This window comes from Pseudomonas sp. DSV-1, assembly GCF_035830915.1.
GTDB lineage: Bacteria > Pseudomonadota > Gammaproteobacteria > Pseudomonadales > Pseudomonadaceae > Aquipseudomonas.
The window spans coordinates 1,961,912-1,975,555 of record NZ_JAYMYG010000001.1; the positions used below are offsets into that span (position 1 = coordinate 1,961,912).

General features: G+C 60.9%; 11 protein-coding genes. 3 read left to right on the top strand and 8 right to left on the bottom strand.

Annotated features, from left to right (window positions below):
- Positions 1 to 88: 88 nt before the first annotated feature.
- From VSQ83_RS09240 to VSQ83_RS09265, 6 genes are all read right to left on the bottom strand, one after another.
- Entirely contained in the window at positions 89 to 874 is a 786-nt protein-coding gene (locus VSQ83_RS09240) for an amino acid ABC transporter ATP-binding protein (protein ID WP_326426162.1), read from the bottom strand.
- A gap of 16 nt (positions 875 to 890) precedes the next feature.
- Positions 891 to 2,132, bottom strand: a complete 1,242-nt coding sequence (locus VSQ83_RS09245; protein ID WP_326426164.1) for an NAD(P)/FAD-dependent oxidoreductase — start codon at positions 2,130 to 2,132, stop codon at positions 891 to 893.
- 47 nt (positions 2,133 to 2,179) lie between these two features.
- On the bottom strand, positions 2,180 to 2,890 hold the full coding sequence (locus VSQ83_RS09250) for an ABC transporter permease (protein ID WP_326426165.1): 711 nt from the start codon (positions 2,888 to 2,890) through the stop codon (positions 2,180 to 2,182).
- Positions 2,887 to 3,606: an ABC transporter permease gene (locus tag VSQ83_RS09255; protein WP_326426167.1), complete on the bottom strand. Its 720-nt coding sequence runs from the start codon at positions 3,604 to 3,606 to the stop codon at positions 2,887 to 2,889. The genes VSQ83_RS09250 and VSQ83_RS09255 overlap by 4 nt, the downstream gene beginning before the upstream one ends.
- 103 nt (positions 3,607 to 3,709) lie before the next feature.
- On the bottom strand, positions 3,710 to 4,465 hold the full coding sequence (locus VSQ83_RS09260) for a transporter substrate-binding domain-containing protein (RefSeq protein ID WP_326426169.1): 756 nt from the start codon (positions 4,463 to 4,465) through the stop codon (positions 3,710 to 3,712).
- A gap of 13 nt (positions 4,466 to 4,478) precedes the next feature.
- Positions 4,479 to 5,354, bottom strand: coding sequence for a MurR/RpiR family transcriptional regulator (locus VSQ83_RS09265; RefSeq protein ID WP_133079396.1), 876 nt, complete (start codon positions 5,352 to 5,354; stop codon positions 4,479 to 4,481).
- 132 nt (positions 5,355 to 5,486) lie between these two features.
- On the opposite strand from VSQ83_RS09265, the gene VSQ83_RS09270 reads away from it, so the two are divergent.
- The gene (locus tag VSQ83_RS09270) at positions 5,487 to 6,497 is read left to right on the top strand and encodes an Ldh family oxidoreductase (protein ID WP_326426171.1); all 1,011 of its coding nucleotides are present in this window, start codon (positions 5,487 to 5,489) and stop codon (positions 6,495 to 6,497) included.
- A gap of 141 nt (positions 6,498 to 6,638) precedes the next feature.
- Here VSQ83_RS09270 and VSQ83_RS09275 read toward each other — a convergent pair whose 3' ends face one another.
- Together VSQ83_RS09275 and VSQ83_RS09280 are read right to left on the bottom strand one after the other, a co-directional pair.
- Positions 6,639 to 7,673: an AraC family transcriptional regulator gene (locus tag VSQ83_RS09275; protein ID WP_326426173.1), complete on the bottom strand. Its 1,035-nt coding sequence runs from the start codon at positions 7,671 to 7,673 to the stop codon at positions 6,639 to 6,641.
- Positions 7,670 to 8,590, bottom strand: a complete 921-nt coding sequence (locus tag VSQ83_RS09280) for a GGDEF domain-containing protein (protein ID WP_326426175.1) — start codon at positions 8,588 to 8,590, stop codon at positions 7,670 to 7,672. The genes VSQ83_RS09275 and VSQ83_RS09280 overlap by 4 nt, the downstream gene beginning before the upstream one ends.
- 397 nt (positions 8,591 to 8,987) lie before the next feature.
- Here VSQ83_RS09280 and VSQ83_RS09285 point away from each other — a divergent pair, with 397 nt between their 5' ends.
- Both VSQ83_RS09285 and VSQ83_RS09290 read left to right on the top strand, forming a co-directional pair.
- The gene (locus VSQ83_RS09285; protein ID WP_326426177.1) at positions 8,988 to 11,522 is read left to right on the top strand and encodes a TonB-dependent receptor; all 2,535 of its coding nucleotides are present in this window, start codon (positions 8,988 to 8,990) and stop codon (positions 11,520 to 11,522) included.
- 150 nt (positions 11,523 to 11,672) lie between these two features.
- On the top strand, positions 11,673 to 13,589 hold the full coding sequence (locus tag VSQ83_RS09290) for a phytase (RefSeq protein WP_326426179.1): 1,917 nt from the start codon (positions 11,673 to 11,675) through the stop codon (positions 13,587 to 13,589).
- The last annotated feature ends 55 nt before the right edge of the window (positions 13,590 to 13,644 follow it).

Genomic DNA, 13,644 nt, shown 5'->3' on the forward strand with positions numbered 1-13,644 from the left:
CGGGCTTGTTCGCGATTGGATCGACGCAGTTCAACTTCAATACCGCGGCGCCTTGATCGCGAGCAAGCCCGCTTCCACAGGGTGGTGTCTAGTGCACGATCTGCGCTAAAAACGTCTTGGCCCGCGGGCTTTTCGGGGCGTTGAAAAACTCTTCCGGTGGCGAGTCCTCGATCACCATCCCGCCATCCAGGAACAACACCCGCTCGGCCACCTGACGGGCAAAGCCCATTTCGTGGGTCACGCACAGCATCGTCATGCCGCTGCCGGCCAGGTTGACCATGACGTCCAGCACTTCGCTGACCATTTCCGGGTCCAGCGCCGAAGTGGGCTCATCGAACAGCATGATTTTCGGCTCCATGCACAGCGCCCGGGCAATGGCGACGCGTTGCTGCTGGCCGCCCGACAGCTGGCTCGGGTACTTGTCGGCCTGGCTGGCAATCCCGACCTTGGTCAAAAAATGCTGCGCCAGTTCGATCGCCTTCTTGCGCGACAACCCGCGCACCGACATCGGCGCCAGAATGCAGTTGTCGATTACGCTCATGTGCGGGAACAGGTTGAAGTGCTGAAACACCATGCCGATTTCGCTGCGCACCTTGCTCGCTTCGCGCGTGGGCAGTGACAGGTCGGTGTCGTTGATCAGGATGCGGCCCTGTTCGGCGATTTCCAGGCGGTTGATACAGCGGATCAAGGTCGATTTGCCGGAGCCGGAAGGGCCGCACAGCACGATGCGTTCGCCTTCGCGCACTTTCAGGTCAATGCCCTTGAGTACGTGAAAGGCGCTGTAGTACTTGTTCAGCCCGGCGATATCCACCACTACCTTGCGGGTATCAGTGACTGGCGACACGGGGTGAACGTAAGCAGGTTGTGCGTGCATGGTGTGTCTCCAGTGATCAGTGAAAACGTTCGGCGCTGTAGGGCGCAGGGTCGGTGAAAGGCTTTTCGCCGGTCATCATCTCGGCCAACAGGCGCCCGCTGACCGGGCCCAGGGTCAGGCCGTGGTGGGCGTGGCCAAAGTTGAACCACAGGCCCTTGTGGCGACTGCCAGGCCCGATGACCGGGCACATGTCCGGCAGGCACGGGCGTCGGCCGAGCCAGGGCTCGGCATCCACACGTTCACCCAATGGATACAGGCGCTGGGCCCGCTCTTCGCAGCGGCGCAACTGGATCTCGTTGATCGGGTCATCGCTGTCGGCGAACTCGATGCCGGTGGTCAGGCGGATGCCGCCCACCATCGGCGCCAGCACGTAACCCCCCACCGAATCGAGGATCGGATGCTGCATGGTCTGGCCGTCCCTGGCCGCGTAATGCATGTGGTAGCCGCGCTTGATCGCCAAAGGAATGCGATAGCCCAGGGGCTCGAAGATGTCCCGTGCCTGTGGGCCGAGTGCAACCACCACTTCATTGCCGACGATCAGCCCTTTCTGGCTTTCAACCTGCCATTGCCCTGCCGTTGGCCGCAGGCTGGTGGCATTGCCGGTCACAAAGGTGCCGCCGCGCTTGATGAACAGTTCGGCGTAGCCACGGGTCAGGCCACCCGGATCGCTGACGGTCTTGGGGTCCAGCCAGTGAATGCCGCCGATGACATCGGTGTGCAGGCCCGGCTCCAGGGCGTGGACTTGCTGCTCGCCGAGCACCCGATAGTTGAGCTGGTATTCGCTCAGGGCGGCGGCGTCACGCTGGGCTTTGTCGAAGTCGGCCTGGGTGCGATACACCTCGATCCAGCCGCTGTCGTCAATCAGCTCGGTCATACCCGCCGGCGCAGCCAGCAGGTCGTGCTCGGTCACACATTTTTCAATCAGCGGCAGCATGGCCCGGGTGGCCTTGGCCAGTTCCTTGGGGCCGGACTGCTGCCAGTATTTCAACAGCCACGGCCCGGCCTTTGGCAGGTGCTTGAGGCTGTAGCGCACATCGGATTGCTGATTGAGGCCATAGCGCAGCAAGCGCGAAATTTCACGGGGGAACGAGTAGGGGATAACGCTGGCGCGTTCGATCAGCCCGGCATTGCCGTGGCTGGTGCCGCTGCCAGGCGCTGCGCGGTCGAGCAGCACGACGCTGCGCCCGCGGGCCTGGAGTTGCAACGCGGTACTGACGCCGACGATGCCGGCCCCCAGAACGATAGTGTCGCAGTGCATAAACAAATCCTTAAACAGGGGCCGTGTTCGCAGCCCGAACAATGGGCTTACTGCAAATGGCGGCCGAGACGGCCTTCGATCAACTTCAGGCTGCGTCGCACCACTTCCACGATCAGCAGATACAGCACGGCGGCCCACAGATAGATCTGGAAGTCGAAGCTGCGCGAAAACGCCATTTTGGTAACACCCATCAAATCGTAAATGGTCACCAGGGAGGCAATGGCACTGGCCTTGATCATCAGGATCAGCTCATTGCCCAAAGGGCCGATGGCCACCAGCAGCGATTGCGGCAGGATGATCTTGCGAAAGGCCGTCCATCGCGACAGGTTCAGCGCCTTGCAGGCTTCACGCTGGCCCTGGGCAACGGACAGGATGCTGCCGCGCAGGATTTCGGCCTGGTACGCCGCCGTGTTGAGGGTGAAGGCCAGCAGGGTGCAGAACCAGGCATCGCGGAAAAACCACCACAAGCCCACGTCTTGCCAGAAGCCCTTGAACGAGCCCAGGCCGTAATACAGCAAAAACAGTTGGGCCAGCAGCGGCGAGCCACGGAAGAAGTACACGTAGGCGCCGGTAAAGCTGCGCAAAAAGCGGTTGCTGGACAAGCGCCCCAGGGCAATCAGCAAGCCAAGCAAGGCACCCAGGGTGAACGAAATTGCCACCAGCTTGCCCGTCACCAGCAGCCCGTCGATAAAGCGCGGGCCATAGCGTTCAAGCAGGTCGGGGTTGAGAAACATGTTTTGCAGATCCACCAGACTCATGGCTGCGCGCTCCGTTGATGGCGGCTGAAGTAGCGTTCAAGGAAGGCAAACAGCCGCCCGGAAATCGCCGAGAAAAACAGATAGCCCAGGCACGCGACGCTGTAGAACAGCATCGGGTCTTTGGTCACGCTGACCGCCAGGTTGGTCTGGCGCATCAGGTCCACCAGGGAGATGGTCGACACCAGCGAGGTGTCCTTGAGCAGTGACAGCCAGTTGTTGGACAGGCCGGGCAGGGCGATGCGCGCCAGTTGTGGCAGCACCACTTTGCGAAAGGTGGTGAATTTGCTCAGGCCCAGTGCCGATGCGGCTTCGAACTGGCCCTTGGGGATGGTTTTGAACGCACCCAGCCAGATCTCGCTGGAGAAGGCGGCAAACACCAGGCTGAAGGCGACCATCGCGGCCACGAAGGTATTGATCGTGACCTGCGCGTCGTAGCCCATCATGGCGAGGATCTTTTGCGCGGCGATCTGGCAGCCGTAGTAAATGATCAGCAGTGTCAGCAATTCCGGCAAACCACGAAAAACCGTGGAGAACGTGGTTGCCCACGCCCGCCCCCAGCGGTTTTTGGAACGTGCCGCCACGGCCACGGCCAGGCCCAGTGGCAAACCGATAGGCAGGCAGCTCAGGGCCAGGGCAATGGTCACCATGGCGCCTGCGAGCAGGGCCGAGCCCCAGCCGCCACTGGCGAAAGAAAGAAGTGAGAGTTGATCGAGCATGCTCGAATCCCCGGGCAAAATTGGGCCGAAATTCAGCCGCCGCGCACGTCAGGTGCGCGGGGCAGGGTCATTGGCAGGGAGCCCTCAAACGAAGGCGGGCGACTCAGTAAATGTCGAAGTCGAAGTACTTGCTGGAGATCTTTTTATACGTGCCGTCGGCCACGATTTCGTCCAGCGCCTTGTTGAAGCGCTCGCGCAGGACGTTATCGTTCTGGCGCACGGCAATTGCCGCGTCGGCATTGGTGCCGTCAACGTCACCGATGATTTTGCAGCAGTCGTCGCTGGCCTTGTTGATCCATTCCAGCAGCGGGAATTTGTCGGCAATGACGGCATCGACGCGGCCGTTTTTCAGTTCGGCGTTGGCTTCGTCAAGCGTGGGGTACAGGTTGAGTTTGGCGCCGGCTTTCTCGTAGTGATCCTCGGCGTAAATACCTTGGGTCGCTGCGCCCTGGGCACCGATGGTGCGGCCCTTGAAGTTGATCTGGGCATCGGTGATGTCAGAGTCTTTTGGCACGGCAATCGACAGCGGGGTGCGGTAGTAGTGATTGGTGAACGCGATTTTCTTTTTGCGTTCATCGGTCACGATCATCGACGCCACGATGGCATCGTACTTTTTAGCCATCAGTCCCGGAATGATGCCGTCCCAATCCTGGGCAACGATCTTGCACTGGGCATTCATGCGTTCACACAGGGCGTTGGTGATGTCGACGTCAAAGCCCGACACCGTGCCGTCCGAATTAGTGGTGTTGAAGGGAGGGTAGGCGCCTTCCGTGGCGATAGTCAGCGTGTCGGCGTGCGCGTTTCCTGCAACGGCGGCCACCAGTGCACATGCACTTGCAAAGCGAATGACGTATTTCATCTAGCACCTCGTTTTATTGTTTTGATCCGGGTGAGGATGTGTAGCCCACGAACTCATTGTGTAAGGCCGCGGTAGCCTCAAGACGCTTCTCAACGTCCGGCCCCAGTTGTTTGCACACTTCATTGATCAGCAGATGCACCAGCGACAGCATGGCCGCGGTGGATTCCCAGAACAGGTTGAACTCGGTGGGCACGCGAAACACTTCATTGGCGCTCTGGTCGGCCCAGTCGCAGAAGGTATCGGTGACCAGCGTGACCTCGATCCCGGCCTCACGTGCCTTGCGGCACAACAGCTGGGCGTGGCGCGAGTAGCGTCGGGCTTCAAACACCACCAGGGCACAGTCTGCGGGCGGGCACAGCAGCACGTCGGCGTAATGCCCGGCGGCGCCATCGACCAGTTGCACGCCATCGCGCAGGTATTGCAGCAAATGCACCATGGAGGCGGCAATCCCGCGCTCGGTCTGGAACCCTGCGACAAACACTTTGCGCCGCGTGGCCAGGCGCTGACTGACCGCACGCCACTGCGGCGTGAGGCTGTATTCGTAGACCTTGACCAGCGCGCCGACTTCAAGCTCAAAACTGCGTGGTAACGCCTGGGGGCTCTGGCTCGACTGCTGGCGGAATTCTTGCAAGCGATCACCGACAAGCCACGGGCCATCGCCCAGGTCGTCCTTGAGATCGTTTTTCAAATCCTTGAAATGGCTGTAGCCCAGCGAGCGGCAAAAACGCCCGACACTGGATTCGCTGACCCCCAGTTTGCTGGCGATGTCGGCGGCTGTCTGAAACGGCAGTTCGTAAAGATTGGCCAGCATGTAGCTGGCAATCGCCCGACCCGAAGGTGCGGCGGTTGACAGACTGCTTTCAAGGCGTTGTTTAATCGGCTGGCTCACGACTGCTTCCTGTTTTTATTTCAGCGCGTTGCAGAAAGTGAATGTTTTCTGTCATTAAGTCAACAATTGACAGAGAACTGTCACCCAAGGATAGTTTGCCACAGACAAAAATAATCAGATTGGAGCGCCAGAATGTCTTCTACGCAGTCGCTTTCCCTGGTCGAACTGACCGCCTTGCTGCAACGGATTTTCGAGCGTCATGGCACCTCGCCGCAGGTTGCTCGGGTGTTGGCTGACAACTGCGCACGGGCTCAGCGCGATGGTTCTTATAGCCACGGGGTATTCCGCATTCCGGGCTACCTGTCTTCGCTGGCCAGTAATTGGGTCGATGGTCAGGCTGTTCCGGTCGTGGAAGATGTAGCCTCGGGCTTTATCCGCGTGGACGCTGCCGGGGGCTTTGCCCAGCCTGCATTGGCTGCTGCCCGTCAGTTGCTGGTCGAGAAAGCCCGCAACGCCGGGATTGCGGTAATGGCGATTCGAAACTCGCATCACTTTGCTGCGCTTTGGCCGGACGTGGAACCGTTTGCCGAAGAAGGTCTGGTGGCGTTGAGCGTGGTGAACAGCATGACCTGCGTGGTGCCCCACGGTGCGCAAAAGCCCCTGTTTGGCACCAACCCGATTGCCTTTGCGGCACCCCGCGCCGAGGGTCATCCGATCGTATTCGACCTGGCTACCAGCGCCATCGCCCACGGCGATGTGCAAATTGCCGCGCGCAAGGGTCATCAGTTGCCTGCCGGTATGGGGGTAGATAAACAGGGTGAGCCGACTCAAGACCCGAAAGCGATTCTTGACGGCGGTGCCTTGCTGCCATTTGGCGGGCACAAGGGTTCGGCGCTGTCGATGATGGTCGAATTGCTGGCGGCGGCGCTGACGGGTGGCAACTTCTCGTTTGAGTTCGACTGGTCGAAACACCCGGGTGCGCAAACCCCGTGGACGGGTCAATTGCTGATCGTGATCGACCCGAGCAAATCCGGCGGCGACAGCTTTGCCCAGCGCAGCGCAGAACTGGTGCGTCAGATGCACGCCGTGGGCCTGGAGCGCATGCCCGGCGACCGTCGCTTTATCGAACGTGCGAAATCGTTGGACGAAGGCATCCCGCTGGGCGCTGAAGAGTTGGCCAGGTTGCATGAGCTGGCGGGGTAACTGCACGAAGGATCCGATTACCTGTGGGAGCGGGCTTGCTCGCGATAGCATCACCGCGGTTTGCCTGAAACCCCGCGTGGCCTGCATCGCGAGCAAGCCCGCTCCCACAATCCACCTGCGCGCATCAGGTTGGGTGGTGGCTTATAGCGCCAGAAACTGCCGGATCAGATTGGGCGTACACCCCGTCCAGCGCTTCAACGCCCGGCGAAAGTTTGCCGGGTCGCTGAAGTTGAGGTGCTCGGCCACGGCCTCGTTACTCAGCCCCTTGATCTGGTACAGGTACAGCGCCATGTGTTTGCGCGCTTGATCCTGCTGGGCCTGAAAGTGCGTGCCATGCTTGTTCAGTTTGCGCTTGAGGGTGGCCTGGCTCATTGAAAAGTGCTGCGCCGCCTGCTCAAGGCTCGGGGCGTGTTGCGCATTGTTGCGCAAGTACACATACAACCGATCCAGCAGGCTGGCGCTGAAGCCCAGGCTGTGCAATTGCTCCTGGGCCTGCTGGTACGCCACCTGCCGGGCAATGGCCGAGCCGTTGGGCCAGGGCCGCGTCAGGTATTCGCGGGGCAGGCGCATCATGTCCAATTGGCAGCCGAACTGGGTGTTTTCCCCCAGATGCACCCAGTATTGCTCCACATAGCGCGGCTCTGGATGACTGAAGCTGCACTCCCACGGCAGGCGTTCGCCGCTGAGCCACTGACTCATCGCCATCAGCGCCGTCATGCTGGCCTCCAGCACAAAACGCAATTGCTCCCGGGCCCCGCAACTGTCGAGCCAGTACACGTAGGCGTACTTGTCGTCCAGCAACAGGCGCGGCGTCAGCAGCGGGCTGAGCAGGGCGCGGTGATGGATCAGGGTTTCCAGGGCCTGATGCAGATTCTGCGCCTGTTGCAGGGCGTGGCTGGCCGGGCCGTAGTGCCCCGGCCACAGGCGTTGGCCAAACAGGAAGCTGCTGTCATCGGCTTCGAGCAAGCGCTGGGCGTTGGCAATCAGGCCAAAGCACTGCTGGGGGCTGAGGCGGGTGTGGCCGGCTACAATATCGTCGTAGAACAGCCCGGTACCGCGCAGCAGGCGATGGCTGTCGATGTCCCGTGATAGCGCCAGATCAATCAGTGTGGCGGGTTGGTAATGCCCGGCAATAAAACGGCTGTCCGTTTCGTACCAGCGGGTATGGAGCGTCATGCGCGTTTGCTCCGTGGCGGCTTGGCGCGCACCAGCGCCAGATTCAGCCGCTTGAGCAACTCATCGGGTGCTTCATCGAAGGCCATCACCACGGCGGTGCTGGCCGACAAATAGACCCGTTCGCCATGTTGCCGGGTTTTGTGGGCCAGGCTTTGAACCGCCTGTTGCAACTCAAGGGCCAGCAACCGGGCCTGACTTTCTCCGGTGCCGGGCAGCAGCACGACAAAGCGGTCACCGGCCAATCGGCAGAGCAGGTCGTGGCGGCGCAGGTTGAGCAGGAGCAATTGGCTGAGGGCTTGCAGCACGGCATCACCTTCGGGGTGCCCGTAGTGCCGGTTGATCGAGGCAAAGTCGTCGATATCCAGCGCCAGCAGTGACAGCGGCTGTTGCTGCTCAAGGCTTTGCACGAGGCATTCGCTTACTTGGCGCTTGAGGTATTCGGCGCCGCCCAGGGGAGTCAGTTTGTCGAACAGCCGATGCTCGCGAAACACCCGCTCGCGTTTCTCCATGTGCTGGTTGATCGCCTGTTGTTCACGGTGCCAGTGGAACAGGCCGATGGTCAGCAAAATCATGCCGATGGGCATTGGCCCCGATTCCAGCCAGTGATCCCAGCCGATGTGCTTGGGCAGGCGGACAAACTCGTCCAGCACGTCCATCCACCAGGAGAAAAACATGAAGCACAGACCGTAGGCCAGGTAGTTGGTGACCCGTCCGGTGGGCCGGCTTTTAAGCACCAGCCCCAGCCAGAACAGCATGAACAGGGCTGTTCCCCCTTCGCCGATGATGTCCAGCCAATGCCACTCGCTGAAGGCTTTGGGCGTACCAAAAGCCAGGTTCAGCAGTACGGCAAGATTGGCCGCCAACAGGAGCAGGCCGAGCTTGTAGCGGTGGTGTTTAAGAACGTTTAACCAAGTCATTTCAGTTCTGCCAAAACGTATTGCCGGTCAGCAGAACAGAGGTGTGTGACAGCGGTGTGACGGGGGGGGCGGGTCGAATCAGCTCAGGTGTCTCGTGCAAAAACCTTGAACATTCCCCTGTTTGACCCTGGGAGCGGGCTTGCTCGCGATGCCGGCGACGGGGTGGCTCAGTTGCACCGCGTTGATGCTATCGCGAGCAAGCCCGCTCCCAAAGGGTGCGGGGTAGCTGACGCGGGTCATATCAGCTCAATTGCCTTCAAAGTGCCGCTCAAAAGCCTCTGTTTCGGGGTTTTAGCCAAACACTGTCACAGCGTTGTCATCCACCAACCCTAGCTTTCGCTCCCAAGTTGTCGGGCCATTTGCCCGGCCTGATGGGCGATTTTGGGGGAGGACAAACATGTACAAGTGTCGCAGCAAGGCGCAGTGGGTCGGCTTTACCGTCAGTGCATTGGTCCTGGCAATTGCCAGTGAGCGCCTGAGCGCCGCCGAGGCATCGAGTATCGGCGCCACCGAACACGTTGAAGTGGTCGGGCAGGCCGTCAGCCTGGACAAGGCGCTCAAGCAGCAGCGCAATTCGGACAACATTGAAAGCGTGGTGCATGCCGATGGCGTGGCGCAGTTGCCGGACGCGAACGTCGCCGAGGCCGTGCAACGCCTGCCCGGTATCAGCATTGAACGGGATCAGGGCGAAGGCCGTTTCGTCAGCGTGCGGGGCCTGGGGCCGGACCTGAACAGTGTGACCATCAACGGCACGCTGGTGCCGTCCCCGGAAAGCGCCCGTCGTGCCGTGGCCCTGGACGTGTTGCCCTCGGAGCTGGTGCAGTCGCTGTCGGTGATCAAGACCCTGACCCCGGACATGGACGCCAACTCCCTGGGTGGCACGGTGGACGTCCAGAGCCTGTCCGCGTTCGACCACAAGGGCCTGTTCTACACGGGCAGCACAGAGGCCGGGTACAACAAGAACAGCCACAAGACCAGCCCCAAGGTGTCGGGGGCCATCAGTGACCGTTTCAGCCTGGGCGACGGCGTCGACAACTTTGGTGTCGCCGCAGCGTTGAGCTGGAACAAGCGCGACTTTCGCTCTGACAACGTCGAGACCGGCGGCGACTGGGACTTCAGCGAGGGTGCACGACTGAACAGCTTCGAGCAGCGGGTGTATGAGATCAGCCGCGAGCGCACCGGTGGCGGCCTCAACTTCGACTACAAGCCCGACGACGACACCAGCCTGTACCTGCGCACGCTGTACAGCCGCTTCGAAGACAACGAAACCCGCAACTCCACCAGTTTTGAATTTTCCGACCCCCAGGCCGAAGGCGAAGTGGGCCCGACCAAGACCAAGCGCAAGCTCAAACAGCGCGAAGAAACCCAGGAAATCCAGTCCTACGTGTTCGGCGGCGAACGCATGATGGGCCTGTGGACCCTGAGCGGGCAGGCCGGTTACAGCGAATCCAGCGAAGACAATCCGGGCGGCATTGCCGGGGCCACCTTCAAAGGCAATTCCGGCATCGGTGAAGGGGGGTTCTACGATACCGAAAAACCCCGGCCCATCATTGGCGCAGGCTTTTATGACCCGGCCAATTTCAGCCTCGACAAGGTGGACTGGCAAGAGCAACACACCAAGGACACCGAGAAAAATATCCGCCTGGACCTGGCCCGCGACTACGACGTGCAGGGCTATGCCTCCCAGGTCAAATTCGGCGGCAAGGTCAGCCGTCGCAACAAGGACAATGACCTCAATGCCTGGACCTACAAGGACTTTTCGGATCTGGGTTTCAGTGACGAGCAACTCAGCCTCGAGCAGTTCAACAAGGGCAACCTGCACTACAACCTCGGCCGGTTCGGACCAGGCATCAGCGGCGGTGCGATCAAGGATCTGATTGGCGGCTTGAACCGCAACGATTTCTACAACGAGCAAGACTCGCGGGCCAATGACTTCACCATGCGCGAAGACATCAACGCGGCTTACTTGATGAACACCGTCGATATCGATGACTGGCGCTTTATTGCCGGCATGCGCTACGAAGGCACCGAGTTCGAAGCCAAGGGCACGGGTGTGCGCGATGGCGTTTTCGAAGATCAGGACACCCAGCGTGATTACCACCACTGGTTGCCCGGCCTGCATGCCCGCTATCAATTGGCGAAAAACACCCAGGTGCGTGCGGCCTGGACCAACACCGTGGTGCGTCCGACCTTCGGCCAGCTGGCCCCGGGTTTTGTTATCGAGGATGACAAGGCCGAGTTCGGCAACCCCAACCTCAAACCGCTGGAGTCGAGCAACTTCGACCTGGGCATTGAGCACTTCATGGGGCAGGCGGGCACGGTGTCGGCGTTCCTCTTCTACAAAGACATCAAGAACTTCGTCTACAACAACGACCTGGCCGGCAGTGGCGAGTGGGTCGACTTCACTGAGGCCCACAGCTATGCCAACGGCGACAGCGCCAAGCTCTACGGCCTGGAACTGGCCTACTCGCAAAAATTCGACTGGCTGCCAGCGCCCTGGAACGGCGTGATCCTGGGTGCCAACAGCACGTTCAGCCGCTCCAGCGCCAGCATCAAGGGCGTTGATGCAGCCACCGGAGCAAGCCTCAAGCGCGATATTGATTTGCCGAACCAGTCCAACACCGTCGGCAACCTGATGCTCGGCTGGGAAGACGACAAGCTGAGCCTGCGCCTGTCGGCCAACTACAAGTCGGACTACCTCTACGAACTGGCGGGGGTCAACGACAAGGCCCATGACACCCATGTCGATGCCCAGACGTTTGTCGACTTCAGCGCCCGCTACTCGCTGACCAAAAACCTGCAAATCAAGTTCGACGCCCAGAACCTTACGGACCAGCCGTACTTCGTCTACAGCGGCAACAGTCGCTACAACAACCAGTACGAAGAATACGGCCCCACCTACTCCGTAGGCCTGACCTTCACCCATTTCTAAGCGCTGGGCAAATCACTGTAGTCGCTGCCGAAGGCTGCGAAGGGTTGCGGAGCAACCCGTTCTCCAAAAGCTGCGCGATGCTTTTTCGCAGCCTTCGGCAGCGACTACAGACCTGGCTTTAACCCCATTTTCTTATGGATTGCATGACCCATGACCCATGTATTCAAACGCAAACCCCGACTACTGCCATTGCTGGTGTGCCTGGGCGCAGGCAGCGTGCAGGCGGCTACCGAAGTGGCCGCCCCGGCATTGCAGCAATGGTCCACCAGCAAGGCCCAGGCCCTGAGTTACTTGCCGAATGGCACGGGGGACGAACGCCTGGCCGTCAGCAAGCGCGAGGGTGTGTTGCTGCTCGACAAACAGGGCAAAACCCTGAGCCGGGTGCCGGGGGCTTTTGCCGGGCTGGACAGCCGTGCACTGGGGGATCAGGTCCTGGTAGCCAGTCACGACAAGGACAGGCAGCAAGTGGCACTGTTCAGCCTCGACCCCAAGAGCCATCAATGGCAACCCCCGACGTACTTGCCCGCCCGTGACTATGGGGTTGAAGGGGTGTGCCTGTACCAGGATGACGCCCGCAATATCTACCTGTTCACCGTGGGCGAAGAAGGCAAGGGCGAGCAGTGGCTGGTAGCTGCCGACAGCCAGCGTTTGCCCGCACCACGGCTGGTGCGCAGCCTGCCGTTGCCGCCACAGGCGAAGTTTTGTCAAGTGGACGATGGCGCGCAGAACCTGTTCGTCAACGAAGAAAAGGTCGGCTGGTGGGCTTACCCGGCGCACGCAGAAGCCGATGTTGAGCGCGTGCCCGTGGCGATGGTCGAGCCCTTCGGCAATGTGAAGAAAAGTGCAGGGGCCATGGCGCTGGTACCGGGCGGGATGCTCGGGCTTGACCCGCAAGCGGCGCAGTTGAATCTGTATCAGCAGCAGGGCAAACGCTGGTCGCCTGTAGCCAGCCTCGCGCTGAACGGGATGATCGAGCCAGAACACCTGGCCCTGCGCCAGACGCCCCAGGGTCTGCAACTGCTGGTGCAGGACGGCGCCAGCAGCAAATTGTACGAAGGCACACTGGCCTGGAAAGCCATACCGGCCAGCCTGCCCCCTGTGCTGGTCAGCGTAAAACCTGCGGTGCAAACCGAGGTGGTGATGAGTCAGGGCGATGCGGCGGATGACCCGGCGATTTGGGTTCACCCGCAAACACCGGCCCTCAGCCGTGTGCTGGGCACCAATAAGCAGCAGGGCCTTGAGGTGTACGACCTGCAGGGCAAGCGTGTGCAGCATCTGCCGGTCGGGCGGCTGAATAACGTCGATGTGCGCCCGGGCTTCGAGCTGGGCGGGCGCACAGTGGATCTGGCTGTGGCGACCAATCGCGATCACAACAGCCTGAGCGTGTTCAGCATCGACCGCGCCACTGGCACCTTGCAGGAGGCGGGCGAGATCGCTACGCCGGTTTCGGACATCTACGGCCTGTGCCTGTTCAAGGCGCCCTCGGGGGAAATCTACAGCTTTGCCAACGACAAGGACGGCACCTTTGTGCAGCACCGCCTGGTCGCCAGGGGCAATGCGGTCGAGGGCGAACTGGTGCGTCAGTTCAAGGTGCAAACCCAGCCCGAAGGTTGTGTGGCAGACGACCGCGGCCAGCGCCTGTTTCTCGGTGAAGAAGACGTGGCGGTGTGGGCGGTGGATGCCCGTCCCGACCAGCCGGCAACGCTCACCAGCGTGATCAGGGTGGGTGAGCAGGTGCATGACGACATCGAAGGGATGGGGCTGTATCAGACCGAAAAAGACAACTACCTGGTGATCTCCAGCCAGGGCAACGACAGCTATGTGGTGGTGGATGCCGAGCCGCCTTACGCCCTGCGTGGCGCTTTTCGGGTTGGGGTGAATGCTGTAGCGGGCATCGATGGCGCGTCGGAAACCGATGGCCTGGATGTGACGTCCGCCAACCTCGGTGGCCCCTGGAGCAAAGGCATGCTGGTGGTGCAGGACGGCCGCAAACGCATGCCCGAGCAAGCCCAGAACTTCAAGTACATCCCCTGGAGCGATGTGGCCAATGCGTTGCACTTGCCATAACCCGGTCATCTGAATGCTTTTCAATCCTTCAATCGCGGATCAATGGAGTAACAAC

Bases quoted from the DNA above. Each gene is read 5' to 3' on its own strand.
- VSQ83_RS09240 (WP_326426162.1), bottom strand. From the start codon at position 874: ATGCACGCACAACCTGCTTACGTTCACCCCGTGTCGCCAGTCACTGAT.
- VSQ83_RS09245 (WP_326426164.1), bottom strand. From the start codon at position 2,132: ATGCACTGCGACACTATCGTTCTGGGGGCCGGCATCGTCGGCGTCAGT.
- VSQ83_RS09250 (WP_326426165.1), bottom strand. From the start codon at position 2,890: ATGAGTCTGGTGGATCTGCAAAACATGTTTCTCAACCCCGACCTGCTT.
- VSQ83_RS09255 (WP_326426167.1), bottom strand. From the start codon at position 3,606: ATGCTCGATCAACTCTCACTTCTTTCTTTCGCCAGTGGCGGCTGGGGC.
- VSQ83_RS09260 (WP_326426169.1), bottom strand. From the start codon at position 4,465: ATGAAATACGTCATTCGCTTTGCAAGTGCATGTGCACTGGTGGCCGCC.
- VSQ83_RS09270 (WP_326426171.1), top strand. From the start codon at position 5,487: ATGTCTTCTACGCAGTCGCTTTCCCTGGTCGAACTGACCGCCTTGCTG.
- VSQ83_RS09275 (WP_326426173.1), bottom strand. From the start codon at position 7,673: ATGACGCTCCATACCCGCTGGTACGAAACGGACAGCCGTTTTATTGCC.
- VSQ83_RS09280 (WP_326426175.1), bottom strand. From the start codon at position 8,590: ATGACTTGGTTAAACGTTCTTAAACACCACCGCTACAAGCTCGGCCTG.
- VSQ83_RS09285 (WP_326426177.1), top strand. From the start codon at position 8,988: ATGTACAAGTGTCGCAGCAAGGCGCAGTGGGTCGGCTTTACCGTCAGT.
- VSQ83_RS09290 (WP_326426179.1), top strand. From the start codon at position 11,673: ATGACCCATGTATTCAAACGCAAACCCCGACTACTGCCATTGCTGGTG.